Annotated in this window: 13 protein-coding genes; 8 read left to right on the top strand and 5 right to left on the bottom strand. The window is 67.5% G+C overall.

The features are described from left to right. Positions 1-49: 49 nt before the first annotated feature. The 4 genes from ACFU8Q_RS01510 to ACFU8Q_RS01495 form a co-directional block, all read right to left on the bottom strand. Positions 50-928 (bottom strand): carbohydrate ABC transporter permease, encoded by an 879-nt coding sequence (locus tag ACFU8Q_RS01510; RefSeq protein ID WP_327277530.1) that lies wholly within the window; start codon positions 926-928, stop codon positions 50-52. Next, positions 925-1,875, bottom strand: coding sequence for a carbohydrate ABC transporter permease (locus tag ACFU8Q_RS01505; protein ID WP_384446578.1), 951 nt, complete (start codon positions 1,873-1,875; stop codon positions 925-927). The genes ACFU8Q_RS01510 and ACFU8Q_RS01505 overlap by 4 nt, the downstream gene beginning before the upstream one ends. A 7-nt stretch (positions 1,876-1,882) precedes the next feature. Further along, entirely contained in the window at positions 1,883-3,223 is a 1,341-nt protein-coding gene (locus tag ACFU8Q_RS01500; protein ID WP_384446576.1) for an ABC transporter substrate-binding protein, read from the bottom strand. A gap of 119 nt (positions 3,224-3,342) precedes the next feature. Then, positions 3,343-4,344 (bottom strand): LacI family DNA-binding transcriptional regulator, encoded by a 1,002-nt coding sequence (locus ACFU8Q_RS01495; protein ID WP_384446574.1) that lies wholly within the window; start codon positions 4,342-4,344, stop codon positions 3,343-3,345. Between the two features lie 236 nt (positions 4,345-4,580). On the opposite strand from ACFU8Q_RS01495, the gene ACFU8Q_RS01490 reads away from it, so the two are divergent. Together ACFU8Q_RS01490 and ACFU8Q_RS01485 are read left to right on the top strand one after the other, a co-directional pair. Beyond that, the gene (locus tag ACFU8Q_RS01490) at positions 4,581-5,723 is read left to right on the top strand and encodes a mandelate racemase/muconate lactonizing enzyme family protein (protein ID WP_384446572.1); all 1,143 of its coding nucleotides are present in this window, start codon (positions 4,581-4,583) and stop codon (positions 5,721-5,723) included. Positions 5,724-5,962: 239 nt separating this feature from the next. Beyond that, complete coding sequence (locus ACFU8Q_RS01485; RefSeq protein ID WP_384446570.1) at positions 5,963-8,113, top strand: DUF6351 family protein; 2,151 nt, start codon at positions 5,963-5,965, stop codon at positions 8,111-8,113. A 995-nt stretch (positions 8,114-9,108) separates the two neighbouring features. Here ACFU8Q_RS01485 and xerC read toward each other — a convergent pair. After that, positions 9,109-9,822, bottom strand: coding sequence for a tyrosine recombinase XerC (gene xerC / locus ACFU8Q_RS01480; protein WP_384446674.1), 714 nt, complete (start codon positions 9,820-9,822; stop codon positions 9,109-9,111). Positions 9,823-10,026: 204 nt separating this feature from the next. Here xerC and ACFU8Q_RS01475 point away from each other — a divergent pair, with 204 nt between their 5' ends. The 6 genes from ACFU8Q_RS01475 (at position 10,027) to ACFU8Q_RS01450 (ending at position 16,918) form a co-directional block, all read left to right on the top strand. Then, the gene (locus ACFU8Q_RS01475) at positions 10,027-11,202 is read left to right on the top strand and encodes an ROK family protein (protein WP_384446568.1); all 1,176 of its coding nucleotides are present in this window, start codon (positions 10,027-10,029) and stop codon (positions 11,200-11,202) included. Between the two features lie 401 nt (positions 11,203-11,603). Next, positions 11,604-12,911 carry an ABC transporter substrate-binding protein gene (locus ACFU8Q_RS01470; protein ID WP_384446566.1) on the top strand — a complete coding sequence of 436 codons (1,308 nt, stop codon included), beginning with the start codon at positions 11,604-11,606 and terminating at the stop codon, positions 12,909-12,911. Positions 12,912-13,015: 104 nt separating this feature from the next. Next, a complete protein-coding gene (locus ACFU8Q_RS01465; protein WP_384446564.1) occupies positions 13,016-13,972 on the top strand; it encodes a carbohydrate ABC transporter permease in 957 nt (318 codons plus the stop codon). Then, entirely contained in the window at positions 13,969-14,814 is an 846-nt protein-coding gene (locus ACFU8Q_RS01460) for a carbohydrate ABC transporter permease (RefSeq protein ID WP_384446562.1), read from the top strand. Before ACFU8Q_RS01465 ends, ACFU8Q_RS01460 begins: the two co-directional genes overlap by 4 nt. Positions 14,815-14,839: 25 nt before the next feature. Continuing rightward, positions 14,840-15,013: a hypothetical protein gene (locus ACFU8Q_RS01455; protein WP_384446560.1), complete on the top strand. Its 174-nt coding sequence runs from the start codon at positions 14,840-14,842 to the stop codon at positions 15,011-15,013. 102 nt (positions 15,014-15,115) lie between these two features. Further along, positions 15,116-16,918 carry a beta-galactosidase family protein gene (locus ACFU8Q_RS01450; protein WP_384446559.1) on the top strand — a complete coding sequence of 601 codons (1,803 nt, stop codon included), beginning with the start codon at positions 15,116-15,118 and terminating at the stop codon, positions 16,916-16,918. The last annotated feature ends 459 nt before the right edge of the window (positions 16,919-17,377 follow it).

The raw sequence follows: 17,377 nt of genomic DNA, 5'->3' as shown, positions 1-17,377 counted from the left end.
GAAGGTGTGGTGGGGGAGTTGAGGGCTCGGCCGTTGGCTCCGGTGGAACTCAGCCCTTGACTCCGGTGAAGCCGAGCCCGGCGACGATGTACTTCTGGCAGACGACGAAGACGAGCACCGGCGGGGCGACGGCGAGCACCATCGCGGCGATCAGCTGGTCCTGCGGAGCCTGCGTGGCGAGCTGGGCGAGAGCGACGCTGATCGGCTGCTTCTCAGGGTCGGTGATGGCCACCAGCGGCCAGATGAAGTCCTTCCAGGAGTGCATCACCGCGAGCAGACTGATCACGGCGAGCACCGGCTTGCTCATGGGCAGCACGATCTTGGTGAGCAGTTGCCAGGTACTCGCCCCGTCGACCCGTGCCGCGTCGAACAGCTCCTTCGGCAGGGCGTCGAAGAACTGCTTGGCGAGTAGCACCGTGAAGGCGTTCGTGCCGGCCGGCAGCCAGATCGCCCAGTAGGTGTCGCCCAGGTTGAGGTGGAGGAACGGCACATCGATCACGGTCATGAAGAGGCTGACCATGTTCACCGTGTACGGCACGAACATCGTGGCGAGAATCGCCCCGTAGACGGCCTTGCCGAACCTCGGCCTGAGCACCGATAGGGCGAAGCCCGCCGTGGCCGAGACGAAGAGCTGCACGAACCACGATCCGCCGACCACCAGGAAGGTGTTCATCAGATAGCGGCCGACACTCAGATCGGTGTACGCCGCCGAGAAGTTGCCCAGGGCCGGCCGGTCCGGCCAGAGGGCCAGGGGCTGAGTGGTGAGCTCGGTGGGCGTTGAGACCGCGCCCTTGACCATCCAGTACAGCGGCCCGATGCCGATGAGCAGCAGCAGGATCAGGGTGAACACCTGGATGGAGCGCACTGCGGCGCGTACGCCGGGGCGTTGGCGGTCGTTGGTGGAGACGAAGGTGGTGAGCGTGGTCATGACGTGCTCCAGCTGCGGGTGGCCCGCAGATACACCGCGGAGAGCAGGGCGAGGGCGAGCACCATCAGGAAGGAGAGTGCGGCGGCCTGGCCGTACTCGCCGTCCTGGAAGGCGTACCGGAAGATCAGCAGCAGGACCGTGAGGGTGGAGTTCTCGGGTCCGCCGCCGGTGAAGACGTACGGCTCGGTGAAGACCTGCACCGTGTTGATCAGCTGGACGAGCAGCAACAGTCCGATGACGGACCGGAGTTGGGGCAGCATCACATGCCAGATCCGCCGCCAGATCCCGGCGCCGTCCATCTCGGCGGCCTCATAGAGTTCGCCGGGGATGCCGACCATCGCCGCGAGGTAGATCAGGACGGCGCCGCCCATGCCCGCCCAGGTGGCCTCCAGGACCAGCGAGAGCATGGCGCTGTCGGAGGACTCCAGCCACGAGTACGGGCCGAGCCCGACCTTGCCGAGGACGTTGTTGAAGAGCCCGCTCCCGGGATCGTAGAACCACTTCCAGAGCAGGATCGCCACCACTGGCGGGATGACCACCGGCAGATACACCAGGAAGCGGTAGACGCCCGCGCCGCGCCGCACCGTCGACATGATCGCGGCCAGGATCAGCGGCGCCGGGAAGCCGATCAGCAGGCCGAGGGCCACGAAGAACAGGGTGTTCCCGACGGCGGTGCCGAGCAGCGGATCGTCGAACAGAGTACGGAAGTTGTCCAGGCCGACCCAGACCGCGGGCTCGACGAGGTTGGTCTTCTGGAAGCTGAGCAGCAGGCTGCGCACGATCGGCCACCAGGCAAAGAGCCCGAAGACCAGCAGCGCGGGGACGAGGAACAGCCAGGCCGTGAACTGTTTGCGGGAGCCGCTGCCACGCCGCCGCTGCGGCAGGGTTCGCGGAACGGGCTCCTTGGCCACAGCGGCCGGGCGCCGGGACGGAGTGAGCAGGGCCATGGGGCGGCTACTTCTGGTCCGCGGCGAGCTTGGCATTGACGTCCTTCTCGGCCGAGGCCAGCAGGGAGTCGATGTCGGCGTCGCGCTTGGTGAGCACAGCCTGGACCACCGGGTCGAGCACGGTGTACAGCTTCTGCGCCTGGTACGGCGGCTCCGGCTTCAGTTTCAGCGTGGAGAGACCGTCGATGTACGGCTTGAAGTTCTGCAGCTTCACATTGACGTACGGCTTGATCGCTGCGTCGATCTCGGTCTGGCGCTTTTTGTCGAAGACCGGAAGCGTTGGCACGCCCACCGCGGACTTCGGGTCGGCGGAGAGCGCCTTGGCCTGCTCGGCGGCGATGTCGGTGCTGTACTGCGGCTTGGCGTAGGCGAAGGTCAGCCACTCGACGGCCGCTGCCGCATGCTTCTTGTCGGCGGACTTCGGGACCATGTAGATGTCGCCGCCGGTGAGTGTCGCGTCGCCGCCGGACTGCGGCATCGGGGCGACTCCGAAGGCGTCGGTGTTCTCCATGCCGAACTGCATCTTTGCCAGTCGGTACGTCCCCGGGCTGCCCATGAACATGCCGACCTGACCGGCCGCGAACTGCTTGATCACGTCGTTCTGATTGTTGAGCAGGGTTTTGCCGAGCGAATCGTCCTTCCAGCGCATGTCCTTGAGCAGCCGCAATGCCTTCTTCGTCGGCTCCCCGGTGAGCGTGGCGGTGTACGTGCCACCCTGCTCCTTCTCCAGCTCGCCACCGAAGGCGTACGACAGCATCGTCAGCTGCCAGCCGCCCTGGTTGTCCTTGGACTCGTGGAGGAAGCCCGCCTTGCCGGTACTGTCGCTGATCCTCTTGGCGGCTGTGCGGACTTCCGCCCAGGTGGTCGGCGGTCTGTCCGGGTCGAGGCCGGCCTTCTCGAAGAGCTCGCGGTTGTAGACCAGGCCCTGGGCGTACGGATTCTGCGGCACGCCGTACACGTCGCCGGCGCTGTCGGTGAGCGGCTGGAGGACCTGAGGGTTGAACTCCTTGAAGTGCTTCCACTCCTTCAGCTGCCCCGTGATCGGCTGCACCTGCTTCTGCTGGATGAGCCGCTGCGGCTCGGTCAGCGGCACCTTGATGACTTCCTCGACATTGCCGCCGGACAGCTTCGCGGAGAACGTCAGCGGGTCGAAGACCGTGGTCGAACCCTTGACCTTGATGCCCGGGTTGGCCTTCTCGAAGTCGGCCACCTGCTTCTTGAACAGGGCGACCCCCGGCTTGTCGGTGGCCGGCGGCATGCCCTGCACCCGCAGCACGAGATCGCCGTCCCCGCCGGCACTGCTCGGGGTGAGGGAGGAACAGCCCGCGAGGGTCGCGGTCAGCGCCATGCAGCCAAGTATGGCCGCGCAGCGGGAGTTTCTGGGCATAACGGCTCCAAGAAGGGCAGGAGTGGGCTTGGTGCGGCGTAGTGCGGTGCTTTGCTCGTTGTGGTGGTGTGCGCTGTGGATCAGTGGGCGGGTGCGGGGCCCGTCGAGGCGCGGGGGATCAGGCGGGAGCCGATCTCCACGAAGGGGGAAGTGACTTCACGTCCTTGTCCAGCACGGCCTGTTGTGTTCGCGATCGTCTCGATCAGGAGGTCCCCCGCGCGCGTGGCGATCTCTTCGGGGTCGATCCTGATCGTGGTGAGGCTGGGGGTGGAGACGGAGGCGAGCAGCGTGTCGTCGATGCCGATGACGCTGACGTCGCGCGGCACGCTCACGCCGAGGTTGGCCATCTGGTGCAGCACGCCGAGGGCGACCAGGTCGTTGTGGGCGATCACGGCCGTCGCGTCGTGGGCGGCGACGAGGGTGGCGGCATGCACGCCCGTCTCGAACCGCGGCTCGTACGGGCCGAGCTCGGACAGGGAGAGGTCGAGCGCTTCGAAGGACTCCTGGATGGACTTGCCGCGGCTCAGCTCGGCGCGGGACGCGTTGATGAAGACGCAGCGCCGATGGCCGTACGCCTTCAACTGCTCGGCGGCCTGTGCGATGCCCGCGGACAGTGAGATCCGGACCTCGGGGATGCCCGGCACATGACGGTTCACCACCACCAGCGGCATCCGGCCCGCGAGTTCATGGAGTCGGCCCTCGGTGAGGGTGGAGGCCCACAGGATCAGGCCGTCGACCCGCTTCGATACGGCCGCGATGGCGGCCAGCTCGTCCGCCTCGCGCTCGTCGCTGTCGGCGACCAGGACCGTGTAGCCCAGGTGCCGGGCACGGGCCTGCATCGCCTTGATGATCGGCGGGAAGAACGGGTTGGCGATGTCCGGGACGATCAGGCCGAGTGTTCCGGTGCCGCCGCCGCGCAGTGAACGGGCTGCCGGGTTGGGGGAGTAGCCGAGCTTGGCCGCGGCGTCGAGGATGCGCTGCCGCGTCGTCGGCTGCACCTGGTCGGGTGCGGTGAACGCACGGGACACCGTCGACACCGAGACGCCCGCGGTGCTCGCCACCTCCCGGATCGTGACTGCCACGGACGGCCTCCTCGTCGTCTTGAGCCGGGGGGACCCCGGTCGTCTCGCATCTGGATCCTGCGAATGCGGTTGATGTTTGCGAACGTTCCCATGACGTGTCAAGACGTGTGTCAGGACTATTTCATCGAGGAAGTCCTTCTGGATGCACGGGTCTTGCGCTTCGCCTCGACTGCTGTCGATGATGTGTTCTCAAGAACGGCACTGAAATTGCGGGAACGTTTTCATAGAGGAGTGGAATGAAGATCACCGGCCTGGAAGTGCTGACTCTCCCCGACCACGGCGACAGCATGATGCTGGTCGTGGTCGACACCGACGAGGGCATCCACGGCCTGGGCGAGGTCGGCATCAGGTCGCGCCAGCGGGCGGTCGCGGGCGGTCTCGAGCACCTCGCGGAGCTGATCGTCGGCGAGGACCCGCGACGGATCGAGCACCTCTGGCAGGTGATGTTCCGGCGCGGGTTCTTCCCCGCCGACCGCATACTCGGCGCCGCCATCGCAGCGGTGGACGTGGCGCTTTGGGACATCCGCGGCAAGGCGCTCGGCGTACCGGTGCATGAACTCCTCGGGGGCCGGGTGCGTGATCACGTACCCGCCTATATGCATGTCGGCGACGGCTACCACGACCGCGCGTGGTTCCTGGACCGCTGCCGCGACCTGGTGGCCGAGGGTTGGCTCCATCTGCGGTTCGCCTCGCCGCACGACGCCGACGGCACGCTCGACGCCCGCCGCTGCCTGCGCGACTCGGTCGACCTCTTCCACCAGGTGCGGGACGCGGTCGGCGACGAGGTGGAGCTGATCCTCGACATTCATACGCGCCTGGATCCGCCGGAGGCGCTGACCCTGTGCCGGGAGATCGAGGCGGCCCGCCCGTACTTCGTCGAGGACCCGCTGCGCTGTGAGAACCCGGACAGCTATCGCATGCTGCGGGCCCGCACCGGCGTACCACTGGCCGCAGGTGAGCAGTACGGCTCCAAATGGGAGTTCAGGACACTCATCGAGGACGACCTCATCGATTACGCACGCGTGGACGTCGGGGTGGCCGCGGGCCTGACCGAGGCGAAGAAGATCGCGGCGATGGCGGAGACCCACCACATCAAGCTCGCCACCCACAACCCGCTCGGCCCGGTCACCGCCGCTTCCTCGCTCCAACTCAACCTCGCCTGCCCCAATGTGGCGATCCAGGAGCACCAGACCGATCCCGATCCGGCCATCGCCGCCCTCTTCACCGCGCGGCCGACGATCCTGCCGGGGCGGGTGGAGCTGAGCGAACTGCCCGGCATCGGCGTCGACATCGACCGGGAGGCGGCGCGCCGGTACCAGGCCGCGGCGGCCGAGCGCCCGCACCTGCGCACGGCGGACGGGGCGTTCACCAACTGGTAGCCGGGCAGGGCCGGTCGGCCGCGCGGGCCGCCCTGCGGAATCGAAAGCCGCGCACACCCTTTGTGTCCCCTCCGGTACCGAACGTGACGCCGGACAAGAAGCGGGTGCCTTCCGGTTACTGGCCGGGAAGCCGCACACCATGACAACGGGACATCCGCATCACCGTCCCGGCGGGCCCACAACCCGCGTCTGCACACTGAGCACGAATTCCGACTCCAGAAAGTGAGGCGAGTTCCGTCGTGTCGTTCACAGGAGCCACGAGGCCGGTCGAACTGGGCCTTGCCGGCATAGCGTTGATGGGCGTGCTGGTAGGCGCGTCGGCGACGCCGGCCGGCAGCCAGGAACGCCAGAAGCTGCAGGTGACGGCCGTGTCGTCGCGGCCCGGCACGGTATCGGGAGACGACGCCCTGATACGTGTCGAGGTGCCCGTCTCCATAGCGGCCGACAAAGTCCGGGTCGAGGTGGAGGGCCGGGACGTGACCTCGAGCTTCCGGCCGTCCGGCGACAACGCGCTGATGGGCGTGGTGAAGGAGCTGTCCAAGGGCGACAACAGGCTCACGGCCAGGGCTCAGGGCGCGGACGCCGGAAAACTGACCCTGAAGAACCACCCCATCACGGGGCCGGTGTTCGCCGGGCCACACGAGCAGCCGTTCGTCTGTGACACCGCCGATTTCAAGACGGTCACCGGCGGCACCCTCGGGCAGCCGATCGACAAGGACTGCTCGGTCAAGACCCGCGTCGATTACATGTATCGAACCACAGCCGGCAAGTTCGTTCCGCTGCCCGACGAGAACGACCGTCCCGCCGACCTGGCGACCGCCACGACGAGCGCGGGCAAGAAGGTGCCGTACATCGTCCGCGTCGAGACCGGCACCATCAACCGCGGCATCTACGAGACGGCCGTGCTGCACGACCCGAACGCCGGTACCCCCGACCCGCTGCAGCGTGGGCCGGGCTGGAACGGGCGCCTCGTCTACGGCTTCGGCGGGGGCTGCAACGGCGGCTGGTACGTCCAGGGCCGCAACACCGTCGGCATCATGAACGACACGTATCTGAGCAAGGGCTACGGCGTCGCATCGTCCACGCTGAACGTCTTCGGCAACAACTGCAACGACCTGCTGGCCGCCGAGACCATGAGCATGGTCAAGGAACGCTTCGTGGAGACGTACGGCGACCCGGCCTTCACCATCGGAAACGGCTGCTCCGGCGGCTCGTACCAGACCCACCAGATCGCCGACAACTACCCGGGTCTGCTGGACGGCATCCTCTCCGGCTGCAGCTTCCCCGACGTCGGCTTCGGGACGATTCAGACGCTCAGCGACGCCCAGCTCCTGAACCACTACTTCAAGGAAGTCGCGCCGGACGCGTTCACCCAGGAGCAGCAGAGGGCGGTCTCCGGGTTCGGTAAGTGGGAGAGCATCGGCAGCCTGGCGAGGGCGAGCGGCCGTATCGCCCCCACGGTGTTCTGCCCGCCCCAACTGCCCCAGGGGCAGCGCTACGACCCCGACACCAACCAGGACGGTGCCCGCTGTGACGTCTACAGCCACACCGTGAACGTCTACGGCGAGGTACCGGAGACCGGGAAGGCGCGCAGGCCGCTCGACAACACCGGTATCCAGTACGGACTTGAGGCCCTGAACAAGGGGACCATCGACATGGACCAGTTCATCGACCTGAACCGGCGCATCGGCGGCCTCGACGACGACGCCAAGCCCGCCGCGGAGCGCACCGTCGCCGATCTCAAGGCGGTACGGACGGCCTACCGCACGGGCCGCATGCTGAACGGCGGTGGCGGCCTCGCCGACGTTCCGATCATCGACTACCGCGACTACACGGACGACGCGGCGGCCGGCGACATGCACATGCGCTTCCATTCCTTCTCCACCCGGGCGCGCTTGGACAAGGCCAACGGCACCCACGCCAACCAGGTCATGCTCACCCGCTCCAGCGGGCACGGATTCACTCTCGCGGGGATGCTGTCCGACATGGACCAGTGGCTCACCGGCATCAAGGGAGACTCCGGCAACGACGCCCCCATCGAGAAGATAGTCCGCCACCAGCCGCAGGGTCTCACGGACGCCTGCTGGACCCGCGGCATCGGTGCGAAGAAGATCACGGAGCCCCAGGTCGAGGGCATCGACAACACCGAGTGCAACACGCTCTACCCGGTGTGGACATCGCCGCGGATGGTCGCCGGAGCCGATGTGGCCAACGACATCGTCAAGTGCCGCAAGCGTCCCGTGAACCGCTCCGACTACCGAGTGCCGGTGACCGACGGCCAGTTCAAGGATCTGAAGGCGATCTTCCGGGACGGTGTCTGCGACTGGTCCAAGCCCGGGGTGGGCCAGCAGGACCTCGCCGGTACATGGCTCTTCTTCGACCGGGAGTGACAGGATCGCGGCAGGTGAGCCGAAACGGGGGCAGGTGCGACCTCCCGCTCTGGTGTCAGTGGTGGTCTGTGTGTGCGGGGCCGGCCCTGCACACACAGGTCGCGGCCCCGCCACCGATCGGCGGATTCAACAAATCGTCGCAACACGGGGAGTGTTGGGGTCGTTCTTCAGCAGTTCGGAGAAGCGCTTGGCTGGGCTGTCCCAGCCGAGCGTCTTCCTCGGCCTGGCGTTCAGCTCAACCGCTACGGCGTCCAGGTCCTCCCTGGAATACTTCGACAGTGTTCGGGCCGCTGCTCATTCTGGCGATGACCTCAGTGGTCTGCGGCTACGTACGGACCACCAAGCTGTGGGACCGGTAGGCCGCGTCGGCGTATCTGCCGGAACCGCGACGCGAAACGCAGCCCGAACTGGTTTGAGTCATGTTGCAGCGGGTCGTGGGCTGAGCGCCTCCCGGGTGGGGCCGGGAGTGTGGCTGAGCGCTGCGGTTGGTCAGTCTGAGCGCTCTCGTCGGCGACTGTCCGCTGTCGGCCTCGCTCGCGCTGCCTTCGGCATCGCCACGGTCGCTGTCGATGGAGGCCCGGACGTATGGGGCATGGGGCTGGTGGTGGGGACCCGTCCGGATGCTCCTGTTGCCGGCCTGTGTGAGGTCAGCGCGCGGCGGGCTCGGTCGCAGCCTGTTTCCGAGCCGGGATCAGGCGGGGGACGGGGTTCAGTTGAGCTGCCCTTGCTGGCGATTCCCCGACCTTGTTCCGGCGCCCCTTCGTCATGCGGCCGGTGAAGGACTTCATCTCGAAGATGAAGCCCGCCGGCGTCCGCGTCGGGTACTGGTCGCTCGACCAGTACCGACCTCCAGGGGCGACCGGGTCCGGGCTTGGGGACCAGTTGGGGACCACAGGTCATGCCTGGTGCCGCACAGTGTGCCTCGCCATGCACGATCTGCGTCCGTGAAATGTGTGACCTATCCGGAAAATTCCCCTGGCTCGCACTCCTGGGGGTCAAGGGGTCGCAGGTTCAAATCCTGTCGTCCCGACTGTGCGGAAACGCAGGTCGGAGGTCGTTCTCTCATCCATGAGAGGGCGGCCTTTCGTGCGTTCGGGGGTGTGGTGGTCGCAGTGTGATCGCACGCCCGGACCGGGGCCGGTTCGCCAGTGTGTCGAAGGCGGGCGGTGTGGGGGAGTGGAGCTTGTGGAGGGCTTCGCGGAGGTGGTGGATGTGGTCGCGTGGTGGTCGCAGCCACACTGGCCGGTCCGAACGGCGGCCAGTGCGCTCGGCTCCGGTGAGGGTGTGGTCGACGGCTGCGCGGGCTGCTTGCTGGTGAGGTGGCTGTAGAGGTTCGCGGTGGTCGACAGGGTGGAGTGCCGGAGTGCCTTGGAGGCCACGGTCAGGGGCACGCCGGCGGTGATGGTGATCGTGGCGGCGAGGTGTCGCAGGTCGTGAACCGCGATCCGTGGGACGCCGGCCTCCTCGGAGAGCTGGTGGAGTCGGTCGAGCGCCACGTGTGGCCCGAGGGGGCGGCCGTCGGGCCGGCAGAAGACGGGCCCGGCGGACCAGTTGTTGGGGTCTGCGCGTGTTCGGGGTGCTGATCGTGCCCGATGTCGGAGCGCGGCGGCGACGCGGGGCGACATCGCGACCCAGCCGCGGCTCGACTGTGTTTTCGGTGCGGTGGGGGCGAGATGGCCGTTGTCGATGGCGGAGAGGGTGCAGCGCACGTAGAGGACGTCTTCGGCGAGGTGGGCATCGTCCCCGTGCAGGCCGAGGACCTCGCTCCCCGGGCCGTGCTCGCGCGGGCCTGGTGCGTTCCACGACCGCCGAGGGCGGGACCCTTCTCTCAGGGATTCTTTTCTTGACACACAAAAATATCTTCGCCACACTCGCGTCAACAGCGTGATAGCGAAGCGACGGGGAGGGATGACGTGTCCGCTTTGACGCCTCTGGTCTCGGATCAGACAAGAGCCGAGATCTTCGCCCAGGTGCTCACCGCGGGCCCGATCTCGAGAACGGTGATCGCGCAGCGGCTCGGGCTGTCGCCCTCCACGGTCACCCGGCTGCTCACGCCGCTGATCGAGGACGGCTATCTGAGCGAGACCGGGCAGCAGAGCGCGACCGGTCTCGGGCGACCTCAGCGCCTGCTGCGGGTCAACACCGAAAAGCACCTGGTCGTCGGGATCCAGATCGCGCGCACGCACGTCGCGGCCGTGCTCACCGACCTCGGCGCCCGTCCGCTGCTCCGCCTGGAGCATGTGCTTGAGACCCTGGAGCCGGCCCATGTGCTCTCGGTGGCTGCAGACCTGACGGCTCGGCTCATCGCGGAGGCGTCGATTGCCGATGCGAGGGTGCTGGGTGTCGGTGTCGGCGTGGGCGGCCATGTCGACGTGGCGGACGGCGTGTGTCGTTCGGCGGTTCGGCTGGGCTGGACCGACGTAGCCGTCGCGGCTCCGCTGAGCGCGGCGACCGGGCTTCCGGTAGTGGTGAACAACGACGTCAACGCCCTTGTCATTGCCGAGCGTTGGTTCGGAGAGGGAAGGGAGGTCGACTCGTTCGCCGTGGTCTCGGTCGGGCGCGGCGTCGGCGGTGCGCTGATGCTCCATGGAGTACTCCATTCCGGCGCCGGTGGACTGGCCGTCGAGTTCGGTCATCTGCCGATCGAGCCGAATGGTCCCGACTGCGCCTGCGGCAACCGGGGCTGTGTAGAGGCCTTGGCCTCCTCCGATGCGGTGGTGCGCATGTTCCGTGAGGCCGGCGGCCGGCCCGATGCCGACTACGACGCGGTGGCAGAGATCGCGCGGACGGGGACGGAGGTCGAACGACGGGCAGCGCTCGACGCGTTCACCGTGGCCGGCGACGCCCTCGGACGCGGACTGGCGTGCCTGTGCAACCTGCTCAACCCGGGACTGATCGTGATTGCGGGAGAAGGTGTGGTGGCCTATGAGCACTTCGGGCCGGCCATGACCGCGGCCCTCGAACGTCACGCCGTCTCCACAGCGGCCCGCGACTGCGTGATCAAGGTCGATGAAGCCAGCGAGACGCTGTGGGCACGAGGTGCGGCATGTCTGGCCATCAGGGAGAGCGTCCGTGCCCGTTTGGCCTGATCGGAAAAAACGCGAACCGCTGCGGCGAGGTCCGTTGCCGCCCGGATTCAAATAGGGACCGAGATTCTGTTCTCGCCCCCTTGGATTATCGGATTTCAGTCCCTGGGTTTACCGGGTTTCACTTTCTCGGTTTTATTGCTGTCGGTGTTTGGCCGACTTTCTCCGTATGTCGAAATGCATCCCGTCGTTCCCTGAATCTGCAGGGCGAGCGGCGGGGCGATTAAACCTGTCTTGGATCAGTGTTGCCGAGGATTCCGGAAAAATGCTCGCAGAGTATTGACCTCCCCGTCGCGCCAGGCCTAATAATTCACCATAATTCCCGAGCGGGCTATTCGAGGCCTCACCCGAATTGCGTTCCTCTCCCGTCCAGCCGTCTTCGTAAAATGTCGAATGAGGAAGCCATGCGTAAGTTCTCCTCCAGATCCGCCGCTGGTGCGGCAATCCTCTCCGTCGCCCTGCTGGGGACCGGATGTTCCGGCTCCGACTCGTCCGGGACCTCCGGCGGTCACACCAAGGCCGGACCGGTGTCGATGGAGTTCTGGGGCTGGGCCCCGGGCTACGACAAGATCACTGACCAGTGGAACCGTGCCCACCCGGACACAAAGGTCACGTTCAAGCAGATCCCGTCGGGCGCCAAAGGCGGCTACGACCAGATGACCAACGCGCTCACCGCGGGCAAGGCACCGTGCCTCGCGCAGGTCACCTACAACGACATCCCGTCGATGCTGGTCAAGAACGCGCTGATGGACATCACCCCGTACGCCTCGGGTGACACCGGCAAGTACCTGGACTGGACCGTCGCGGCGTCCTCGGCCGGCGGCAAGGTGTACGGCATCCCCGTCGACACCGGGCCGATGGCCCTGTACTACCGCACCGACCTGTTCAAGAAGTTCGGCATCGCCAAGCCGCCCGCGACCTGGAACGAGTACGCAGCCGACGCCGCCGAGGTCCACGCGGCCGACTCGAGCGTGGCCTTTGGCACCGCGCCCCAGGATGCCTACGACATGGCCGCCTTGACCTGGCAGACCGGCAAGTCCTGGTTCGGCACGAAGGGCGAATCCTGGCAGGTCTCCATCGACAACCCCGGCACGCGACAGGTCGCCAAGTACTGGCAGGACCTGAAGGACAAGAAGGCGGTGATGAACAACGGCAACGCCTGGGACCCGACCTTCGACAAGGCGTCGGAGGCCGGCAAGGTCATGACCTTCGTCAACGCCGCCTGGGCCGTCCCGGGCATCAAGGGGGACCTCAAGGACCTCGCCGGCAAGTGGGCCGTGGCCCCGATGCCGACCTGGACCGCAGGCGACCGGACCAGCGCGAACTCCGGCGGCTCCGCCACCTCCGTCCTGACCGGCTGCAAGACGCCCAAGCAGGCCGAGCAGTTCGCCGCGTTCCTGTCCAGCGACCCGGACGCGGTCAGCACCGGTATCAAGGTCGGCGGCCTGTACCCGGCGTCGAAGGCCGGTCTGGACAACCCACTGCTGTCCCAGGGAGACCCCTACTTCGGCGGACAGAAGATCTACGACGTCTTCAAACAGTCCGCGGCGAACACCCCCACCAGCTGGGTGGTCGGGCCGACGTTCGGGCAGGTCGAGGCGGACTACTCGGACGCGATCGGCAAGGGCGGCTACACCCGGGCCACGACCACGGTCCAGCAGAAGACGGTCGAGAAGATCAAGAGCCTGGGGCTCTCCGTTACCGGCGGCTGATTTCGAGTGGACGTCAGGTCGCCCGAAGGTTTCGCGGTGCCGCTTGTGGGTGCGGCAACGCGGAGCCCGGCCCCTTATACCGCAATCGCGCGAGGAACGACACCATGAGCACCCAGACAGCATCACCGCCGACACCCGCGCCCGTACGCGTGGTGGGAGGGCCAAGCCGCCGCCACCGTCGCCGGACCGCACTGAACGCCGCCGGGTTCCTGGTTCCCTTCGGCCTCCTGTTCACCGCGATGATGCTCGCGCCCATCGGCTACGCGATCTATCAGAGCTTCTACACAGTCGATCGCCAGGGCCTGTTCGGCGGTGCGCAGACCACACGGTTCGCGGGATTCAGTAACTTCTCCGATGCGCTGCACGACGGCGACTTCATCGCCTCGCTCACCCGGGTGGCATCGCTCGGTGTCATCCAGGTGCCGGTGATGCTCGGGCTGGCACTGGCCCTCGCACTGCTACTGGACTCACGCTCGGCGCGGTTCAAGAAGACCTTCCGGCTGACCTTCTTCCTGCCCTACGCACTGCCCGGCGCGATCGCTGCGGTGATGTGGTCGTTCCTGCTGGTCAAGGACCTCTCGCCGTTCACCGGGCCGCTGTCGGCGATCGGCATCCACACCGACTTCCTGTCGCCCGGATGGATCCCGGTATCGATCGGCAACATGATCACCTGGGGCTGGACCGGCTACAACATGCTGATCATCTACTCGGCGCTGCAGGCCGTGCCCGGCGAAGTGATCGAGGCGGCGACCCTCGACAACTGCACCGGCTGGCGCCTGGCCTGGTACGTCAAGATCCCGATGGTGCGGCCCGCCCTGGTCCTCACCACGGTGTTCTCCATCATCGGCACCGCCCAGCTCTACACCGAGCCGGCCGTGCTCGCGGCCGCCCGCATCCCCGGAGCCTCCAACAAGTTCAGCCCGATCATGAACACCACGCTCACCGCCTCCCAGGCGGACCAGCACCTCGCCGCTGCCGAATCGGTCCTGCTGGCTCTCGTGACGCTGCTCCTGTCCTTCGGGCTCCTGAAGTTCACTCAACGAAGGACGGCCGACGCGTGACCAACACTCGCAGCCCGCTCACCGGCCGCCTGGTCGTCAACGCCCTGCTCGGCCTGATGGCCCTGTACACCCTCATCCCGCTGTGGTGGCTGTTCGTCTCGGCAACCAAGGGCGAGGGGTCCCTCTACCAGGGCAGCCCGCTCTGGTTCTCCCACTTCGACCTCGGTACGAACCTCGGCCGCGTCTTCTCCTTCCAGGGCGGGATCTTCTCCTCCTGGCTGGCCAACAGCGCGCTGTACAGCCTGGTCGGCGCCGCGGCCAGCACGCTGCTGTCCGTCATGGCCGGCTTCGCCCTGGCGAAGTACCGGTTCCGCGGCCGCGAGACGATCTTCAACGTGGTCCTGGCCTCGGTCCTGATCCCTGCGCCGATGTTTGCCCTGCCACTGTTCCTGATGCTGGCCCACCTGCATCTCACCGACACATACTGGGCCGTCCTGCTCCCCAGCTTCGTAAGCCCCTTCGGCGTATACCTCTCGCGCATCTACGCCTCGGCTTCCGTCCCCGACGAACTGCTGGAGGCGGCGCGCATCGACGGCGCCGGTGAGCAGCGGGCCTTTTTCCGCGTCGCGTTGCCGGTCATGGCCCCGGCCTTGGTGACGATCTTCTTGTTCCAGTTCGTCAGCGTCTGGAACAACTACCTGCTGCCCGCGCTCCTGCTCAACGACGCTTCGAAGATGCCGGTCACCGTCGGCCTGGTCCAGTGGCGCTCGGAGTTCGCGAACGGCGTCCCGCCGATGCTCCCGATCACCGGAGCGTTCGTCTCACTGGTTCCGCTGCTCGTCGCCTTTGTCGCACTGCAGCGCTTCTGGCGCAGTGGTCTCACCGCCGGCGCCGTCAAGTAACCGCCCGCGTCAGATGGGTTCAGCCATGCCAAGGCCTCGAGCGCGGACAACCTGCGTCGCGCCGCTCGGCACGTCAATACGTCTTCTCGGCATCACCCAGGCGACCGCCGGCCGCCACCGCGACCACCAGGTCGCGGAAGCCCTGCCGGAGATCTGGAGCTGCACCGGCGGCACCAACCAGCAGTGGAGCCACCTGTGACGGCCCGCTGACACCCCTGTGGCCGAACGGACACCGGGGACCACCGCCCCACATGGTGTCCTGCGCCCGCATGCCAACAATGACGACCGAAAGCAGCCACGTATGAGCACGCGACCCGCCCTGACCGTCGACGGCCACCGCTTCCTGCGCGGTGGCCGCGAGCACCGCGTGGTCTCTGCCGCAGTGCACTACTTCCGCATCCACCCCGGGCTCTGGCGCGACCGACTGCAGCGCCTTCAGGCCATGGGCTGCAACACCATCGAGCTCTACATCGCCTGGAACTTCCACCAGCCCACCCCCGGCCCGGCCCGCTTCGACGGCTGGCACGATGTCGCCGGCTTCATCCGCGAGGCCGACGCGCTCGGCCTCGACGTCATCGTCCGCCCCGGCCCTTATATCTGCGCCGAATGGGACCTGGGCGGACTCCCGGCCTGGTTGCTCGCCGACGATTCCATGCGACTGCGCACCTCCGACCCCGCCTACCTGGCCGCGGTCGACCGGTGGTTCGACCAGCTGATTCCGGTGCTCGCCGAACTCCAGGTCTCGCGCGGTGGCCCGGTCGTCGCCGTCCAGGTCGAGAACGAGTACGGCAGCTACGGAAACGACGCTACCTATCTGGAGCACCTCAAGGACGGCCTGCTCGCGCGGGGCATCGACTGCCTGCTGTTCACCTCCGACGGCCCGGAAGCGCGCATGCTTGCCGGCGGCACCCTCCCGGGCGTGCTGGCCACCGCCAACTTCGGCTCGAGCCCGGCGGAGGCCTTCGACGCCCTCGCCAAGTTCCAGCCCGACGCCCCGCTCATGTGCATGGAGTTCTGGAACGGCTGGTTCGACCACTTCGGCGACCCCCACCACGTACGAGACAGTACGGACGCCGCCGAGGCGCTCGACGGGATCCTCGCCGCAGGGGGATCGGTCAACATTTACATGGGCCACGGCGGGACCAACTTCGGTTGGTGGGCCGGCGCCAACCACACTGGCAAGACCCTCGCCGACCCCGGCTACATGCCCACGGTCACCAGCTACGACTATGACGCGCCGATCGGAGAGGCCGGTGAACTGACCGAGAAGTTCCATGCCTTCCGCGAGATCATCGGCCGCTACGTGCAGCTGCCGGCCGGGGAGCCGCCCGTACAGCCGGCGCGGGTCGACGCCCAGACCGTCCCCGCCACCCGGGTAGCAGCTCTGAGGGAAAGCCTGGAGCTGCTCTCCGTCGCGACGCACCGCCCCGCACCCGAACCGATGGAGAAGCTCGGCCACCATCAGGGGCTCGTCCACTACCAGCACCGCATCACTGGGCCCGGCGGCCCGGCAACGCTGACCGTCGACGGCATCCGGGACCTGGCGCAGGTCTTCCTCGACGGGCGACTGGTCGGCGTGCTCGAACGCGACGACCCGTCCCCGACCATAGAACTGGACATCCCCGCGGGCGGCGCGGAGCTGGAGATCCTCGTCGAGCCCTTCGGCAGGGTCAACTACGGCCCCCACCTGGTCGACCGCAAGGGCCTGGTCGCCGGCGTGCGCCTGGACTACCAGCACCTGTTCGGCTGGGACATCCGCGTGTTGCCTCTCGACGACCTGGCCGCACTGCCCGCCGCCCCGGCCGCCGGGACCGGCGATGGCCCCGCCTTCCACCGGGCCGTCGTCGAGTTGCCCGAATACGCGGACGCCTTCCTCGCCGTCCCGGGCAGCGACCGCACCCTGGTCTGGCTCAACGGCTTCCTACTCGGCCGCCTGCGGACGGAGAGGGGCCCCCAGCGCACCCTTTACGCCCCGGCGCCCCTGTGGCAGGCGGGCGACAACGAAGTTCTGGTGCTGGACCTTGCCGGGGCCGCCGTGTCACTGGCCGTGGAACTGCGGTCCGCGCCCGACCTTGGGCCGGTCGCGCCGGCACCCCGCGACTGACACCGCCTCGCCGGCCTCCTCCCCACCGGTCTTTCGGGTCGCCCAGGCTGGGGCTGTTCAATTGGTCGCCCCTCGTATGTCACAGCTCTGCCGCCAGGCCACTCCGTGAAGCGCTCCGGTTTGCCGTCCTGCCTGATCGCCGCCCGCCCGGGCTGCGCAAGGAGGGTATGACCTTGTATATCCGGGTGGCGGTAGCGCTGGGTGGTGGTCGGTGAACTCCGGAATCGGGCGTGAGCGAGGCACGTCATGGCGCGGGGCCTCGCCGTCGTCCGCCACATCATCGATGGCCAGTGCCGACAGCCCTGAAGGCGCCGTTGCCACAGGGACGTTGACATCTCGCATATGACGTCGACGGCATCCGTCACCTGCCGTCACCACCGACTACGTACCAGAGCCGTTCGTCCGTCCGACAGGCCACTGGTACAGGCCGGGGGCTCCGCCGCATCGACGCTGCGGCGG

The organism is Streptomyces sp. NPDC057543, assembly GCF_042801895.1.
Lineage (GTDB): Bacteria > Actinomycetota > Actinomycetes > Streptomycetales > Streptomycetaceae > Streptomyces.
This window is presented reverse-complemented; position numbering and strand designations above follow the sequence as displayed.

Excerpts from the sequence above, each read along its gene's own strand:
- ACFU8Q_RS01510 (WP_327277530.1), bottom strand. The coding sequence starts at position 928 with ATGACCACGCTCACCACCTTCGTCTCCACCAACGACCGCCAACGCCCC.
- ACFU8Q_RS01505 (WP_384446578.1), bottom strand. The coding sequence starts at position 1,875 with ATGGCCCTGCTCACTCCGTCCCGGCGCCCGGCCGCTGTGGCCAAGGAG.
- ACFU8Q_RS01500 (WP_384446576.1), bottom strand. The coding sequence starts at position 3,223 with ATGGCGCTGACCGCGACCCTCGCGGGCTGTTCCTCCCTCACCCCGAGC.
- ACFU8Q_RS01490 (WP_384446572.1), top strand. The coding sequence starts at position 4,581 with ATGAAGATCACCGGCCTGGAAGTGCTGACTCTCCCCGACCACGGCGAC.
- ACFU8Q_RS01470 (WP_384446566.1), top strand. The coding sequence starts at position 11,604 with ATGCGTAAGTTCTCCTCCAGATCCGCCGCTGGTGCGGCAATCCTCTCC.
- ACFU8Q_RS01465 (WP_384446564.1), top strand. The coding sequence starts at position 13,016 with ATGAGCACCCAGACAGCATCACCGCCGACACCCGCGCCCGTACGCGTG.
- ACFU8Q_RS01455 (WP_384446560.1), top strand. The coding sequence starts at position 14,840 with ATGCCAAGGCCTCGAGCGCGGACAACCTGCGTCGCGCCGCTCGGCACG.
- ACFU8Q_RS01450 (WP_384446559.1), top strand. The coding sequence starts at position 15,116 with ATGAGCACGCGACCCGCCCTGACCGTCGACGGCCACCGCTTCCTGCGC.